Source organism: Rhodoferax sp. GW821-FHT02C08, assembly GCF_059421805.1.
On the sequence record NZ_JBWKVR010000009.1, the window covers coordinates 90,561 to 104,093 of the forward strand.

Below are 13,533 nucleotides of genomic sequence, written 5' to 3' on the forward strand. Positions count from 1 at the left end.
ATTAAAACTGCACTGACAATCCACCGTTAATGGAATTAGCGTTGTAAGGAGAAATACCACCAGAATAAATAGTTCGACGAATCCCAAATGTAGCTATAGTTTTCAAATTCAGTTTAGTTGAGGCATCCACACTAAAAGATTTCAAGTTTGAAGTTAAATTAGAACCATCACTGCTAGTCCTTTGGCTAGTAAGCTGAGTATTTAACGACGTATCTGGATTAAGACGGTGCGTCAGACTGAAAGTAATTGCGCGTTGAGTTATAGCATCAGCACCATCAAAACCAATTGATGATTGGTTTATTTTTTGCCCAACACTTTGCATGGCGGTAAATGTTAAGATATCTCTTACACCTAGCAACGAAACCGAAAAGTCTCGAGTTCTTTGTATCGACGCTCCGGAAGTTAAATATCCATTCAAAATACTTCCGGACGAGGCTCCATAATTTGTTAAAAGCAAATTATTCACCATTTCAGCACGTTTTATGGGGTCGGGCTCTATTGATGCAAGCTGGCTAAACAGTAGGTCATACGTATTTCCTTGTATTGAATTAGACGTAATAGAATTTGTAAAAGATACGCTCTTGGCATCACTAACACGCCAACTTGTTTTTGGTGTTCTATGTTCAAAATTCAACTTATGCATCTTACCTGCATAAGCATTTTCAATATCTGCAGAAACAGTTGTTCTCTCAGAAGGAGTCCAGATTGCTCCAATACCTGAGGTATTTTTATAGCTATTCTCAGATGGAGAGTAATTTCCGTACTCTCGCCCAAAAGAAGCTGTTAAATTAAATTGTGGGTCAATTAAATATCCTAAAGTATTTTTAATACTGTCAGATCTAGATGTTTGATTTGAACTTTGTTCGACTTTACTCGTCGATAATTGAGAACTCCAATGAAGACGTCCATTTAAACCGGTACCATTCAGTTTAAAATTTGCGGATTGTCCATTCGTATTCGCGAATTGTGCATCTTTTGCACGAGTAGTTGATGCCTCGTATCTTGCCTCATAATCAGCAAAATAATTTAATCGGCCCTTAATATATGGAGAAACCCTAAATGACGAAACTTCAGTTTTATTTGCGTTAGAGAAACTATCTACGGTTGATTGTGTTCCAAATGCAGAAATAGTTCTTTGTGAAATTTTCCCATTGGCGTCAACAAACGCCCATTTATCCACAATCTCAACAGATCCTGTTGCATCAAGTGCATTTTGTAGTTCATTTTTACTTGAATCATTAGATTGAATTATTTGATGCAAGGAATAATCTAGGGAGCCCACTACTCTTCCGGTAGAACTACTCAGATGCACACCAGGACTGACGTCTGCTGTCCATCCAGATTGTTTATTTTCATTTGTACGATAATAATTATCTGTATAGTATTCAGTTATAGATATTCTGGGGACAATAGACGCACCTCTTGCTGAACTTCCAGCATCTACATTTGATGAATTTTCTTGAGAATAATTTGGAGATGAAAATAAAACCACCATCCATAAATACAATGATTTTTTATAGATATTTTTTTTCATTTTCAAAATAACAAAACAATTTATCTATACTAAAGTTCATGTATCGGATTGCGCATAACCGTATCCATATCCACCATATCCAGCATATCCACCTTGTGATCCATTTCGAGCTTGATTCAGTACCATCATTTTCACGGGGCAAGACTCAATTGATGTAAGTGCATGCTGAACACTTGTCTGCAATGTTTTTTCTGCATGAACAACTATAACAATTTGACCCATATGCGTAGCCAAAACACGAGCCTCTGTAGTTAATAGCAATGGAGGTGAGTCAAATATAATAATTCGATCAGAATATCGATTGGCAATATTTGTAATTAATGCACTCATTGCATCACTGGCTAACAACTCTGTCGCACGCAGATGGGGGGTGCCACTAGGTAACAGAGTTAATTTATCAATATTTGTTTTTAATAAAACGCTTGATAGATCTTCAACTTCGCCAACCAATAAATCCAATAAACCAGGACTAGCTGGCAAACCCAGCATTCTTAAAACGGAAGGACGAGCAACGTCCGCATCGACCAACATCACAGTATTGTCTAGCTCGGTTGCAATGCTCATCGCCAAATTAATTGCGGAAAAACTTTTCCCCTCCCCAGCTAATGCACTTGTAACCATAATAAGATTACCATTTTCTATCTTTGATGCCCCCCTCCCCATCGCATTGCTTATTAATGGCCTCTTAATTACTCGATATTGATCCGCGATCTGTGAACGAGGGGCATTTGGACTAACTATACCCGCTGCATTTAGTGCATCCAAATCCAAATCAACTTTTCTCGAGAAGCTCTTATTTGTAGTGTTTACTTTTTCATCTAAATTGATAGCCGTTGCCAAACCTATTTTCGTATTTTCTTTAGTTAGTTGTACATCTGCAATAACTTCTTCAGGTACAGCAACACCAGCTCGCCGAAGTTGTTCCAAACGCCGTGTTGCTTGTTCAATCAAGCTGCTCATAAATTACCCTACCTGTCCGGAAATAATAGTCAACGCAGCAATCGCAATAATAAAAACTCCGACAAGACCACCCGATGCTAAAAAGAATTTTTTAAGATCAGATCGCTCGCGCGCTTTAGCAGTTTCACTCATAACAAGTGTGACCACTCCTAATATTGGCAAATCAATAACACTGCGAAGCGTACGTGCGTCGTGAAAAACGGGTTTCAATTGACTTGAAGCAAATGCAGTAAATCCTCCCACAGCCAATGCTACACACATAACAAGCAACAATAAAAGGACTCTATTTGGAGCTACCGGTTTTGGCGAAACTCTTGGTGGATCAATTAATCGGAAATCTGCTACTCCAGCAGCCGACTCCAAGTCGCCTGATAAAGATGCCGACTCACGCCGCGTGACCAAATCTTCATAATTTTTCTTATTAATCGCGTAGTCTCTATTTAACTGCGCATATTCGGCTTCAGTTTGAGGTGCAGTTTTCATTGTTTCACGAGCCCGATCGTAGCGCGCTGAATACTCAGACACACGAGCACGTAATGCGGCTACTTGCACCTCAGACGAGGCCAACAATCGCCCCATTTCTTGCGCAGCAAGGCTATTGCCACCACCACTGGCAGCCGAACTATTTAGCATGGCAGTTTTTCTTAGTTCCTGCACTTCTTTACGCTTTTGCTCTTCTAGTTCTTTTATTAGCTTTCGCGCGCTTACGATATCTGGATGCTGCTCGGTAAATCGCTGTAATAAGCCATCTAAATTTCTCTTTTGTGCCTCAATTCGAGAATCTATTTCAGGCGTGGCAAGAGATTGCGCAGACTCTTGTAGCAAACTCTTCGAAGTAATACTTGAATTTTGAGATTTCTCATTTTGTAACTGCAATTTTGCTGCGTCTCGAGCATTTTCCGCCTCGCGCAATTCAAGTTTTGCCTGATTTAATTGAGATGATATTTCTCCAAGTTTTCCAGCTATATCGGTACCACCACCTGCAGTTTGAACATCTATATTTCGTAACTTAAATTCTTTCAAACGAGCTTCAGCAGCTTCGAGTTTTGATTCATAGGTTTTTATTTGTTCATTAATAAATTTCTTAGCTGCATCGGTGTCTTTTCTACTATCCCCCATACTCGACTCTACGAAAATAGAAACAAGAGACTGGACGACTCTTTTTGCCTTTTCCGGATTTGGGTCTTGATAAGATAATGTATAAAGATTATCTCTTGCAGTACTTTTTATTTGCAATGTACTCATTAGTCGCTCAATTAAACCATCTTGAGCCGATTTAGATGAACTTGACAAATCAAGATCAGCCATGCGAATTAATTTCTCAACATTTGGACGTGTTATTAATGTCCGACTTAGCATTCCGACTTGTTGATCAACGTTTGGCTGAACTGCTAAACCAGACATTAGCGGTTTCAAAATCGATTGAGTGTCTACATAGATGCGGGCGGATGCCTCGTAACGATCAGGAACACGCAGCACTACACCAACGCCAACTATTCCAATTAACCAAGCGACAACCACGCCGAGCCATCGATATTTCCACGCACCTTTAGCATAGGTTAGTATCTGACTAATTATTTCATCCATTAGATAATTCTTTGCTGAATATATTTACTTATCGAATGCGTGGAAATCATTTTTTCAAAACCATCCCTGCGGTATTATCAATATATCTCCAGGTCGCATTTCAACATTTAATGAAACATCGCCGCGCTTAATAAGGTCCTTCAAGCGAACAGCATATCGTTTATCACCCTCTGCTGTTCTTAAAATGGTTGCTGCATTGCCATCAGCGAAATCAGTCAATCCACCGACCGCAATCATTACATCCAGTACAGTCATTTTATTTTTGTAAGGTAGCACCTGAGGTTTCATCGCCTCACCAACTACTCGTATCTGCTCGCTGTACGGCCCCACAAACCCCGTGACAATCACTGTTACGACTGGGTCCCGTACGAACTTAGCCAGCAATTTTTCCACCTCTCGTGCAACCTCCACCGAGGTCTTGCCTTGAACGCTCAACTCATCGATCAACGGTGTAGTCAATTTTCCATCGGGACGCACTGGCACTGTCATAGACAATTCCGGATTTCGCCATACGATGATGTTGAGCGAGTCCCCAGGTCCAATGATGTAGTTGTAGTCGGTAGAGGGCATTGCGAGTGCCGGAGCGGCAGGAAATGCAGGAGAAAACCATGAGCAGGCGGTCACAAGAGACGCGACTAAAGCAACCAAGGCCCACCGAACTGCGGCCACAAAAAAAACGTTAAAAGTTTTCAAAATTATTCCCCGTACTGAATTAATTGCTTGCACATACCTAGTTTGAATATAACCTAGTTCGACACATCTCTATAGTCAAAAATCATGGTTTTGGGCGGTCTAATTTAGATAGCCAAGCACACTCGCCGAGACAAAGCAATGCGGTTTTGCTGACTATGAAGAATAAGGTATCGCGGACGCCGTGGTTCAAATCCAGCCTCGATCAGAGGCCCTTTCCAGCACAGCACCATGCAGTCACAAAGAGGTGGTTCAGTCAATTTTTTCGACGCCTTACCTTACATATCCCAGGTACTAGTTTCATAGCATTCCAAACTCGGAATCAGTGCCAGGCCGTGGTCCCGTCTACGGTCCCAAGTTCTAACATGAAATATTTCCATACATAGGCTGGATTTCCCTAGGGGGGCCCACCTCGTTGCTGACCAACAATTTCAAACACAACCACTCTCACCCGAACAAAAAACAATAGTCTATAAAAATATAGCGCTTGACAATTTTCGCAATCTCCATATAACTTCATCACATTCGATTTGACTAGAAAAATAAATAATTTTATATTTCACCAATAAATAAAATAACTTAATCAGTAAATGGAAAATAACTGTTATTTTTCAACTCGCCCCTGCAAAATAGGCCTGATAAACCTTAGTAGAAATTGCTGAAGTGGATTTGAATTTCCCCATGGTCTCCAAGTAAATTTTAACTTCTGGCGATATGCATCAAATTGCATTCCCCACGGAGCCGCTTTCATTGCACCACGATTCAACAGCAACTTCAAAACAGATGTTCCTATTACACCCGCACATAGTTCGCATGCCATCACCGTTGACGGGCCACGTTTTTCTCGAAAATTTACTGCCTCCGGTGCAACCAAGTAGCTACGATTGAGCATTGCTGGAGATAAGCCTGCTATGAAACGAGCATATTGCTCTTGCACATTATGCCCCTCCATTTTGAAATACTCCTCAAAACTCATGCCATTTGGACTGAAATATAAAAGTGCTGTACTCATCCCCAGGGGGGCCGCAGTTAATGCAGGAATTCCTTTTTCACGACACTTGGCAAACACCATACGGCGTGCAGGCAAGGCAAAGAAGTCAAGCGCATCAACATACACATCTACATCACATAAAAACTCATCTACATTATCTAATTTAATGCCATCGGGGAAATTCTTAATATTTATATCTGGATTAATATCTCCCGCCATGGTCGTCATAGTTTCGAGCTTTGCCCTCCCCATGGAAGACATAAATGCACCAGCCTGCCTATTCAAATTGTGCACATCAAAAGTATCAAAATCCGATATATTAAAATTACCCAACCCTAACCGCACAAGTGTCAATAAATGCGTTCCGCCTACGCCACCCAAGCCAGCAATTGCGACCTTAGAATTTTTCAATTTCAATTGTTCATCCGAAGTAAGCCATCCTATATTTCGTGAGAATGCTTTTTCGTAATTAAATATCATATCTACACCTTAAATAAGCTTGACCGAATGTCACTAAATCAAAAGAAATGGAGCGCACAGATGAGAGAGAATATTTTAAAAATTGCACGCAGCGGCGTGCTTGCACCATCTGCAGACAATCAACATGTATTTCAGATGGAAATCTTAGACTCCGCTATCCGATTGTGGCCCTCACTTGCGTTTGCTGCAACAGTTGAGCCCATTCGTTTGACGCTGGGCCTTGTATCTATTGGCGCCGTAATAGAAAACATGCGAATACAAGCTCTTGCACTTGGCCTGAGCAGCGACATCACCTGGCTCTACAAGCACAACAGCTCAAACCCATTTGCAGAATTACAATTTCATAACATTACCGAATCTATTATCGACGAACTTGCAGACGCAATTCCCCATAGGCATACCAATCGGCGAATGTATCGAGGTTCAAAGCTTAATGACCATCAAGTCAATTCTTTAAATGATGCAGCCGCCAGCATTGATGGAGTACAGCTAATATGGTTGACAGGCATGCAACGAAAAAAAGCGCTTCAGCTTATTTGGCGTGCTGAGAGCGAAAGATTTTTGCAAAAATCATTGCATGAGGATCTTTTTTCATCTATTCGCTTTGACCTAAAGTGGAGCGAAACAGCAGAAAATTTACTCCCGCCAGGCGCACTAAGTATTGAAAGTCCCATGCGACCAATTTTTAAGGCTCTACGAAGCTGGAATTTAATGCGGTCATTAAGTTTCTTTGGCGCGCATCACATTATCGGATTAAGGGCTGGCCTCTTACCTTGCTGGCAAGCCCCTGCGCTGGGTCTGCTGACTACAACGATAGGAATAGAAAAAGGTGCCATCTCCGTAGGTGCAGCCTTGGAACGTATATGGTTAAGAGCAACACAATTGGGAATGGCCATGCAACCATTGGCTGCCTCAGCCATGTTGGCACTTCCTAATAACTCTGGCCAAGGCGCATCCGATAAGCTTAGATCAACACTGGTTTCTGGTTGGAGAGAAATCGCTCCTGAAAGTTTACCAATCATGGTGTTTCGCATGGGACGGGCCAGTGCGCCCAGCATCAGAACATCAAGATTACCTCTCACTCAATACATCAGAAGAGATTTAATAAAATCCCCCCTCTCTACGCCAACTTAGAAATATATGTATTTCCCTATATAGTAGGCAAAAAAAAGCGAGGTAAAACCTCGCTTTTAATTTAGTTCAAACTTGATTCAAATTTGAATAGAAGACATTTACCTTACTTGGCAGACTTGCGGCGGCTTGCGGATGCAGCCAAACCAGCCAAACCTACACCAAACAATGCCAGGGAGCCTGGCTCAGGCACGCTGTTGAAGTCAACAGCACCTGTAGCTTGAGTAATAGCAACCAAATTGCCATTGCTTGTAAGGCCCTGAGTCGTGTTATTCATCTCCGTGAAAGCAAATGTGTAAAACGGATCAGGATCAACAAAGAAACTCTTGCCAGTTCCGCTGGTGCAATCTGCAGAAGGTATCGCGGTTGCGCCAATTTCTGCGGTGCCAGCACCCGTGCACAGAGCAAAGGTATTAACAGCATTGACATATGCACCACCCAAGCTGTTAAAACCGGTCACGCCGTTCAATAAAGAACCATAGCCCAACAGGATGTCGTCACCAGTACCGGAAACGCTTGCTTCAGTACCAGTTCCAGCGGCGCTTGCTGCAGTGAACGAGTTGTTGTTCGATGGATCAGCCCATACCTTGAAGTTCAGCAGGGTCAACTGGTTAACGCTGTTCGGAGTATTTACACCACTCCCGCCACCCACATAAGTATCAACCAGATCAAAAGTCACATACAAACCGTAGGAGCCGAGCACGCTACCAAAACCTTTTACTGGCGAACCCAGCAAATCCAGCGTGCTAACTTGCAGCCAACCGGAACCGGTGTGACCAGTTGCGGTGGTGTGCAGAAGTTCCGACGACGTGCCAGAAAACTTGTCGCCAGTTTTCAACGCAGTTGCACCGCCAATGATCGCGCTGCTATCGATAGTGAATGTTGGGACCGCAGACGCAGAACCTGCGCTCAATGCGAGCACAACACCAGCCGCCATTGCTGCAGCGGAGACTTTTGGCATTGAAAATTTCATGATGTACCCCTTAGAGTGAAAGTTAAACAGTCTGGTCCACTGCGGAATCGACCGTTGATTACTTAAAGCACGCAGTATGCCAATCACAAAAAATCCATAAAAATCAATGACTTATAAAACAAAATTCAGTTTTTCAACATCGATGTGTAAGATTTCTCGACAGGGCGCCTCATTAGCTCAAGTCGCAGAAGTTAGAAAAAGTAAGTGCCCAAGACCTGCATGGCTCGACGGTCCGGCAGACTTCCGAAGTCACTACCTGTACGCCCCATGTTCTGCTGCAATTGAAACGTCAAATCAAACTTAGCCCAATGGTGTCGCAATTCCAGCCAAGCAAGCCGGCTGCTATCGCCCATGTTGACCCGCAGGTAAGCTGTCAAATCCAAGTCCTTGAGAAAAAGGCCCTTTTGCGTTACATACACCAAGTAGGCTTGACGAGAAGCAAGTTCTTGCAATCGCAAAGATTCGCTTAGATAGGCTTGTTGAGCCAAAGCTCCCCCCATTCCTGGTGCAGACCAGTCAGGCTTGTCCGGTGCGAAGCCGTTATATTCATATTCGGCGGTTACGGACAACTTACTCAACGTGGTGTAAGTTGCCCCACCCGCAAATCGGTTACGTGTTGAAGTACTGGTTGGCAGACCCGCAACACGGCTCAATAAATCAGACTCCTTACTGCGCGACCACTCCAAATGCGCCACGGCAGCGTCCGACAACAAAGCTGTCAAATTAGCCCCCAGAGCAGACGAAAGACCATCTTGCTTATAGACGAAGAATTGACTACTTACCCGCTGAGAAAATTGACTCCCGAGCACCACTAAAGCCCTATCCCGATTATTGGTAGACCCAAGGTCTAGGCTCCAGGTGTCCTGATTAGGGTTGTCTGCCATCTTGGGAGCAAATGCAACAGACAAAGAGCCGCCAGCCCATAGGCTTTGCGCCCTCAGCATGACAGTGCCCAGCCGATTCTCTCGCAGAGCGAAAGGATCAGCAGTGGTTACCGCACGCAAGCTACCATCGCGGAAAAAATCTGTTGGGTTGTAGCCATAGCTAGGCCCATAGCGCAAATTAATGCGCCCAGCTTCTGCGATTACCCCTCCGTCATCCGACTGCCAGCTTATATAAGCCTCACGCAAGCTGTTGACGCTCTCATCAAGACCCGCATCCCTGGGATGAATTTGATCGAATCGGTCAGAGATCACACCCCGCCAGCCTGGGGCAAGACGCTCCGTATGGGTAAAGTCTATAGACGCGCGAGATGTGTTCACACTGCTCGACTTATACCGCTGGCTAGCATTGCCAACTGCGCCCTCAACAAAAAGCTTGGTGTCCCGAGTGCCCTCGGCTGCAGCACTCATATCGCTTTCGAGATTAAGTGCATCTACCTCAGCGCCACTTGCACTCAAAGATGGCAGGGGCTGCATCATTGCCAGCGTGACAACAGACAAAAAAATGGAACGAGAAACGATAGTCATCGGATTAATCAGGTTGAAAACGGGGCAGAAAATCTCTTTGCATCCAACTTTCAGGGATGTTACGGGCTTTGTAATCAGAAAAACGCATGAGCGTCACGGATTGGGGATCCAGCCCGTCAATGATCACACTCTCGGTTGGTCGCTCGGCACCTAGCTGCGGTTGGAACCTCCGGTAATAAACCGTTTTAAGCAGCCGAGAGGATTCAGCATAGAACCGCCCCTTGATAGGCCGGTTATTTTCCTTATCCACCCACATTTCTATGCTGGCATATGTCACTTCGGGAGTTGCTGCAGTCAAAGCCAATTTATACGCCTTGCGCATATGCTTTTCCCCATCCTGAACTTCCTCTTCGCCAGCAAGCGTTGCCTTGTAATCTTTGGCCAAATTAACGGTAGCTACATCACCATTGGATGCCTGTCCCAATAACCGCTGCTGAGGAGACAGGCGAACACTGGCTTTACTGCTAGGGTCATAAAACCACATATCGTTGCCGCTTTTAAGCATCAACTTACCAGCATCACGAGCAGGTAAAACAAAGCGTATCAGGCTAGAGAATTGCCCGCCCTGATGCTGGCTCAACGAGTAACTGGTCAAGGTGCTGCTGTCTGCTTGCTTACCGCCCTGAAACTCCGTCAGCGTAACAGTGACACTGAATGCACGGCCAGGATTGCGGATAGCATCACTGGCGACAAGTATCTCCTCCGCCGATGGTGCGGCCCAAGCCGAAGTAGTGCACAGCACACAAAAGTATAGGAATATGCGTAGTGTCTTCATGATGACTGCCTTGATGAATTCAGACGTGGCGCAATGCTTCTACGATCTTGAGTTGTGCTGCTCGGTAAGCAGGCCACCAAGCAGATAGTATGGCGATGCCAATCAGGCCCAAAGTCGTGCCAACGATCATTTTCAGCTCTCCAGCTACCAAAATGGTCAGCGGTACCGGCTCTACCGTACTAGGTGGAACCCAAGGAATATCCAGCCGATTAATGATTGCCGAAATCACCAAAGCCAGTACGACACCCAAAACTGCACCACACACACCAAGCAAAGCCCCTTCTGTGACAAACAGCCCCCGGATGCCAGCACGTCGCAAACCAATTGCGCGCAAGGTCCCAATTTCTACCGTGCGCTCAACCACAGCGGTATTCATGGTGTTACTGACAGTAAATAAAACAATCGCACCAATCAGCAAAAAAACAAAGCCGAATATGGTGTCAAACATTTGCACCGTTTGCACATAGAACGGATTCAACATGCGGAAGTCGAGCATCGCCAATGGTTGGCTGCTGGAATACTTTGCCAATATGGGCTCCAGGCGCGCTACGGCTGCGGGTATCTGATCGGAGTGTCTTAACTGAAGAATGATGGAAGTCACTTTGGGAGCAGATTTGCCGTATACCAATTGCTGAATTTTTGCCAGGTGCATGATGAGAGCGATTTCATCCAGCTCCTTGACACCCTGGTCTTCGGCCCGAACCACCTCCAGAGAAGTCACATTGGGCGCACCTCTAGAATTCACCAAGAGCACTTCAACCCTGCGCGGGCTGGAATTGCTAGCGCTGGAGGCAGCTTTTGACTCCTGCATGCTGAGCTGAGCGATATCGTCCGGCACGGCCTCGCCGTCTCCTGATCGCTTCTTATCCGGCTTGGGGCAGTGCTCAACCTTCAAGGCATCACATAACTGCAACACCCTTGCAACCCCGACCCCCACCACAGCAGAGTCCAACGCCGTCCCCTCCAGGGTCGAAATTGGAGCCTTGGAACGCAGGCCAAAATCATTCCATTGCCGCATGCGGTTGATATCTTCGGCGACAAACCCTGTTCCAATCACAGTACGAGAAACACTGGCTGCATAGTTGCCGGCAATGCCGCCGAACTGCAAGGTTGGCGTGGCGACCAGTACCATTTTGCGTAGCACTTCATCCTGCTGAATATCAGTCAAAATTTTGGCGTAGTCACTGATGCCGTAGTCGGTGGGGTTCCCGCTGCCATAAAGATAAAAGTCGCGGTGCTGGATCTGCAAGTGCCCGCCCCGCTGCACGATGCGGGTGTGCATCTCGTAATTGATGTTGCCGCTGAAGCCACCAAACAACAATATGGCAGCACAGCCAATCGACATCGCGACCAAAGTAGCAAGAGAGCGACGCCGGTTGCGCAGCAAATTGCGCAGAGCCAGATTCAGGGTTCTTCTCATTTTGGCGTACCCATATTCTTGCGCTGAACGTCACGGATCACACCATCGTGCAGAAAAATCGTGTCATCCGCCGCTTTGATAACTTCTGGATCGTGGGACGAAAAAATAAAAGAGATCTGGTAGCGGTCCACCATACGGCGCATCAAAGACAAAATGGCAGCCCCCGTCTGGCTGTCCAGATTTGCCGTAGGCTCATCAGCAATGACCAATTTGGGTTTGCGGGCCAAAGCCCGGGCGATGGCCACGCGCTGCCGCTGGCCGCCAGACAACTGGCCTGGCAGGTTCTTGGCCCGATCTTCCAAACCCACCGCCTCTAACAACTTGGGTACACGGGTACCGCGCGTTTTGGCAGACACCCCCGCCAGTAGCAACGGATATTCGATATTCTCGTAGGCACTCAACACCGGAAGCAGATTGAAGTTCTGGAAAATGAAGCCGATGTTCTTGGCGCGAAAGTCAGACAAAGCATCGTCGCTCAGCTCTCCCACCTTGCAGTCCGACACGACAATTTCGCCCTTGTCCGGTCTATCGATGCAACCGATCATGTTGAGCAAAGTGGTCTTCCCGCTCCCGGATGGCCCCATCAGCACCGTAAAACATGCTGATCGCACCATCACATCGATACCTTTGATGACGGGGACGCTCACCGAATCGAGCCTGTAGGTTTTCTCGACTTGCGTAAGCATTGCCACTGGCTGCTGACTCAAGGTTTCTTCTGTCATGTATCCCTCGTTCCTACGGTTGCAGGCCACTCATCCACGCTTGGCTACGGGCGCCCATTATCACCACGCCAGAGTACGTCGTACCCACAATCAAGGTCAAGATAACCCACCATATGCAGACATCGAAATACTGCCTGTTGGACGCCGCGTTGACCAAGATATGGCGTTAGCACACAAGCGGCCTGGAAGGACGAAATCGCCGCTCAGATAATGGGTAACATGCAGTGCGCACAGTCCATCGCGCCAGGGCCTCTGGTGGCGCACCACGGTAGGTTTCATCCCATTTTCAGCCCCATCGAAATTGCACCGTTACAGTATCGTCCGATGCTCAAAATATTGATAGTCTGCAAGGCCAATATCTGCCGTTCGCCCATGGCGCAAAGCGTCTTGCTCAAATTTGCCGAAGATGCGGGACTCAAACGCAAGTTGCGGGTGGACTCGGCAGGCACCCACGCAGGCCGCATCAGCGAAAAAATGGACGGACGTGCCAAAAATGCGCTGTCTGCCCGCGGCTATGTGGCCGGCAAGGACCGTTCACGCAAAGTCACGGAAAGTGACTTCAATACCTATGAGTTGATACTGGCGATGGACCAGTCCAATCTGGCTGATTTGCGACAGATATGCCCCGGCCACCTAACGCACAAGGTTCAGTGCTTTATGGCGTATGCACGCAAGACGGATACAGATGAAGTACCAGACCCGTATTTTGGCAATGCCCAAGGTTTCGAGCGAGTGCTGGATCTCTGCGAGGCTGGCGCGCGCGGCGTGGTTGCGCACTGCCAAAGCCTCATCCGATAAGCT

12 protein-coding genes are annotated in these 13,533 nt (G+C 46.1%); 2 read left to right on the top strand and 10 right to left on the bottom strand.

Features of this window, described 5'->3' with window-relative positions:
* Position 1 precedes the first annotated feature (1 nt).
* The 5 genes from AC07VY_RS13130 to AC07VY_RS13150 form a co-directional block, all read right to left on the bottom strand.
* Positions 2 to 1,534: a TIGR03016 family PEP-CTERM system-associated outer membrane protein gene (locus tag AC07VY_RS13130; RefSeq protein WP_495098000.1), complete on the bottom strand. Its 1,533-nt coding sequence runs from the start codon at positions 1,532 to 1,534 to the stop codon at positions 2 to 4.
* Between the two features lie 36 nt (positions 1,535 to 1,570).
* Complete coding sequence (locus tag AC07VY_RS13135; protein WP_495097999.1) at positions 1,571 to 2,494, bottom strand: XrtA-associated tyrosine autokinase; 924 nt, start codon at positions 2,492 to 2,494, stop codon at positions 1,571 to 1,573.
* A 3-nt stretch (positions 2,495 to 2,497) separates the two neighbouring features.
* Entirely contained in the window at positions 2,498 to 4,081 is a 1,584-nt protein-coding gene (locus AC07VY_RS13140; RefSeq protein WP_495097998.1) for an XrtA system polysaccharide chain length determinant, read from the bottom strand.
* Between the two features lie 54 nt (positions 4,082 to 4,135).
* Positions 4,136 to 4,651, bottom strand: a complete 516-nt coding sequence (locus AC07VY_RS13145; RefSeq protein WP_495098075.1) for an XrtA/PEP-CTERM system exopolysaccharide export protein — start codon at positions 4,649 to 4,651, stop codon at positions 4,136 to 4,138.
* Between the two features lie 724 nt (positions 4,652 to 5,375).
* Complete coding sequence (locus AC07VY_RS13150) at positions 5,376 to 6,242, bottom strand: ThiF family adenylyltransferase (protein WP_495097997.1); 867 nt, start codon at positions 6,240 to 6,242, stop codon at positions 5,376 to 5,378.
* A 60-nt stretch (positions 6,243 to 6,302) separates the two neighbouring features.
* Here AC07VY_RS13150 and AC07VY_RS13155 point away from each other — a divergent pair, with 60 nt between their 5' ends.
* On the top strand, positions 6,303 to 7,376 hold the full coding sequence (locus tag AC07VY_RS13155) for a hypothetical protein (protein WP_495097996.1): 1,074 nt from the start codon (positions 6,303 to 6,305) through the stop codon (positions 7,374 to 7,376).
* Positions 7,377 to 7,479: 103 nt separating this feature from the next.
* Here AC07VY_RS13155 and pepA read toward each other — a convergent pair whose 3' ends face one another.
* From pepA to AC07VY_RS13180, 5 genes are all read right to left on the bottom strand, one after another.
* Entirely contained in the window at positions 7,480 to 8,346 is an 867-nt protein-coding gene (gene pepA, locus AC07VY_RS13160) for a flocculation-associated PEP-CTERM protein PepA (RefSeq protein WP_495075859.1), read from the bottom strand.
* A gap of 191 nt (positions 8,347 to 8,537) precedes the next feature.
* On the bottom strand, positions 8,538 to 9,815 hold the full coding sequence (locus tag AC07VY_RS13165) for a hypothetical protein (RefSeq protein ID WP_495097995.1): 1,278 nt from the start codon (positions 9,813 to 9,815) through the stop codon (positions 8,538 to 8,540).
* A 4-nt stretch (positions 9,816 to 9,819) separates the two neighbouring features.
* Positions 9,820 to 10,590, bottom strand: coding sequence for an outer membrane lipoprotein-sorting protein (locus AC07VY_RS13170; protein WP_495097994.1), 771 nt, complete (start codon positions 10,588 to 10,590; stop codon positions 9,820 to 9,822).
* Between the two features lie 19 nt (positions 10,591 to 10,609).
* Positions 10,610 to 12,010, bottom strand: coding sequence for an ABC transporter permease (locus AC07VY_RS13175; RefSeq protein ID WP_495097993.1), 1,401 nt, complete (start codon positions 12,008 to 12,010; stop codon positions 10,610 to 10,612).
* Positions 12,007 to 12,732, bottom strand: a complete 726-nt coding sequence (locus AC07VY_RS13180; protein WP_495097992.1) for an ABC transporter ATP-binding protein — start codon at positions 12,730 to 12,732, stop codon at positions 12,007 to 12,009. The genes AC07VY_RS13175 and AC07VY_RS13180 overlap by 4 nt, the downstream gene beginning before the upstream one ends.
* A gap of 324 nt (positions 12,733 to 13,056) precedes the next feature.
* Between AC07VY_RS13180 and AC07VY_RS13185 the strand changes: the two genes are divergently transcribed.
* Entirely contained in the window at positions 13,057 to 13,530 is a 474-nt protein-coding gene (locus tag AC07VY_RS13185; protein WP_495097991.1) for a low molecular weight protein-tyrosine-phosphatase, read from the top strand.
* Positions 13,531 to 13,533: the final 3 nt, after the last annotated feature.

Excerpts from the sequence above, each read along its gene's own strand:
- AC07VY_RS13130 (WP_495098000.1), bottom strand. The coding sequence starts at position 1,534 with ATGAAAAAAAATATCTATAAAAAATCATTGTATTTATGGATGGTGGTT.
- AC07VY_RS13180 (WP_495097992.1), bottom strand. The coding sequence starts at position 12,732 with ATGACAGAAGAAACCTTGAGTCAGCAGCCAGTGGCAATGCTTACGCAA.
- AC07VY_RS13175 (WP_495097993.1), bottom strand. The coding sequence starts at position 12,010 with ATGAGAAGAACCCTGAATCTGGCTCTGCGCAATTTGCTGCGCAACCGG.
- pepA (WP_495075859.1), bottom strand. The coding sequence starts at position 8,346 with ATGAAATTTTCAATGCCAAAAGTCTCCGCTGCAGCAATGGCGGCTGGT.
- AC07VY_RS13170 (WP_495097994.1), bottom strand. The coding sequence starts at position 10,590 with ATGAAGACACTACGCATATTCCTATACTTTTGTGTGCTGTGCACTACT.
- AC07VY_RS13140 (WP_495097998.1), bottom strand. The coding sequence starts at position 4,081 with ATGGATGAAATAATTAGTCAGATACTAACCTATGCTAAAGGTGCGTGG.
- AC07VY_RS13185 (WP_495097991.1), top strand. The coding sequence starts at position 13,057 with ATGCTCAAAATATTGATAGTCTGCAAGGCCAATATCTGCCGTTCGCCC.
- AC07VY_RS13155 (WP_495097996.1), top strand. The coding sequence starts at position 6,303 with ATGAGAGAGAATATTTTAAAAATTGCACGCAGCGGCGTGCTTGCACCA.
- AC07VY_RS13145 (WP_495098075.1), bottom strand. The coding sequence starts at position 4,651 with ATGCCCTCTACCGACTACAACTACATCATTGGACCTGGGGACTCGCTC.
- AC07VY_RS13165 (WP_495097995.1), bottom strand. The coding sequence starts at position 9,815 with ATGACTATCGTTTCTCGTTCCATTTTTTTGTCTGTTGTCACGCTGGCA.
- AC07VY_RS13150 (WP_495097997.1), bottom strand. The coding sequence starts at position 6,242 with ATGATATTTAATTACGAAAAAGCATTCTCACGAAATATAGGATGGCTT.
- AC07VY_RS13135 (WP_495097999.1), bottom strand. The coding sequence starts at position 2,494 with ATGAGCAGCTTGATTGAACAAGCAACACGGCGTTTGGAACAACTTCGG.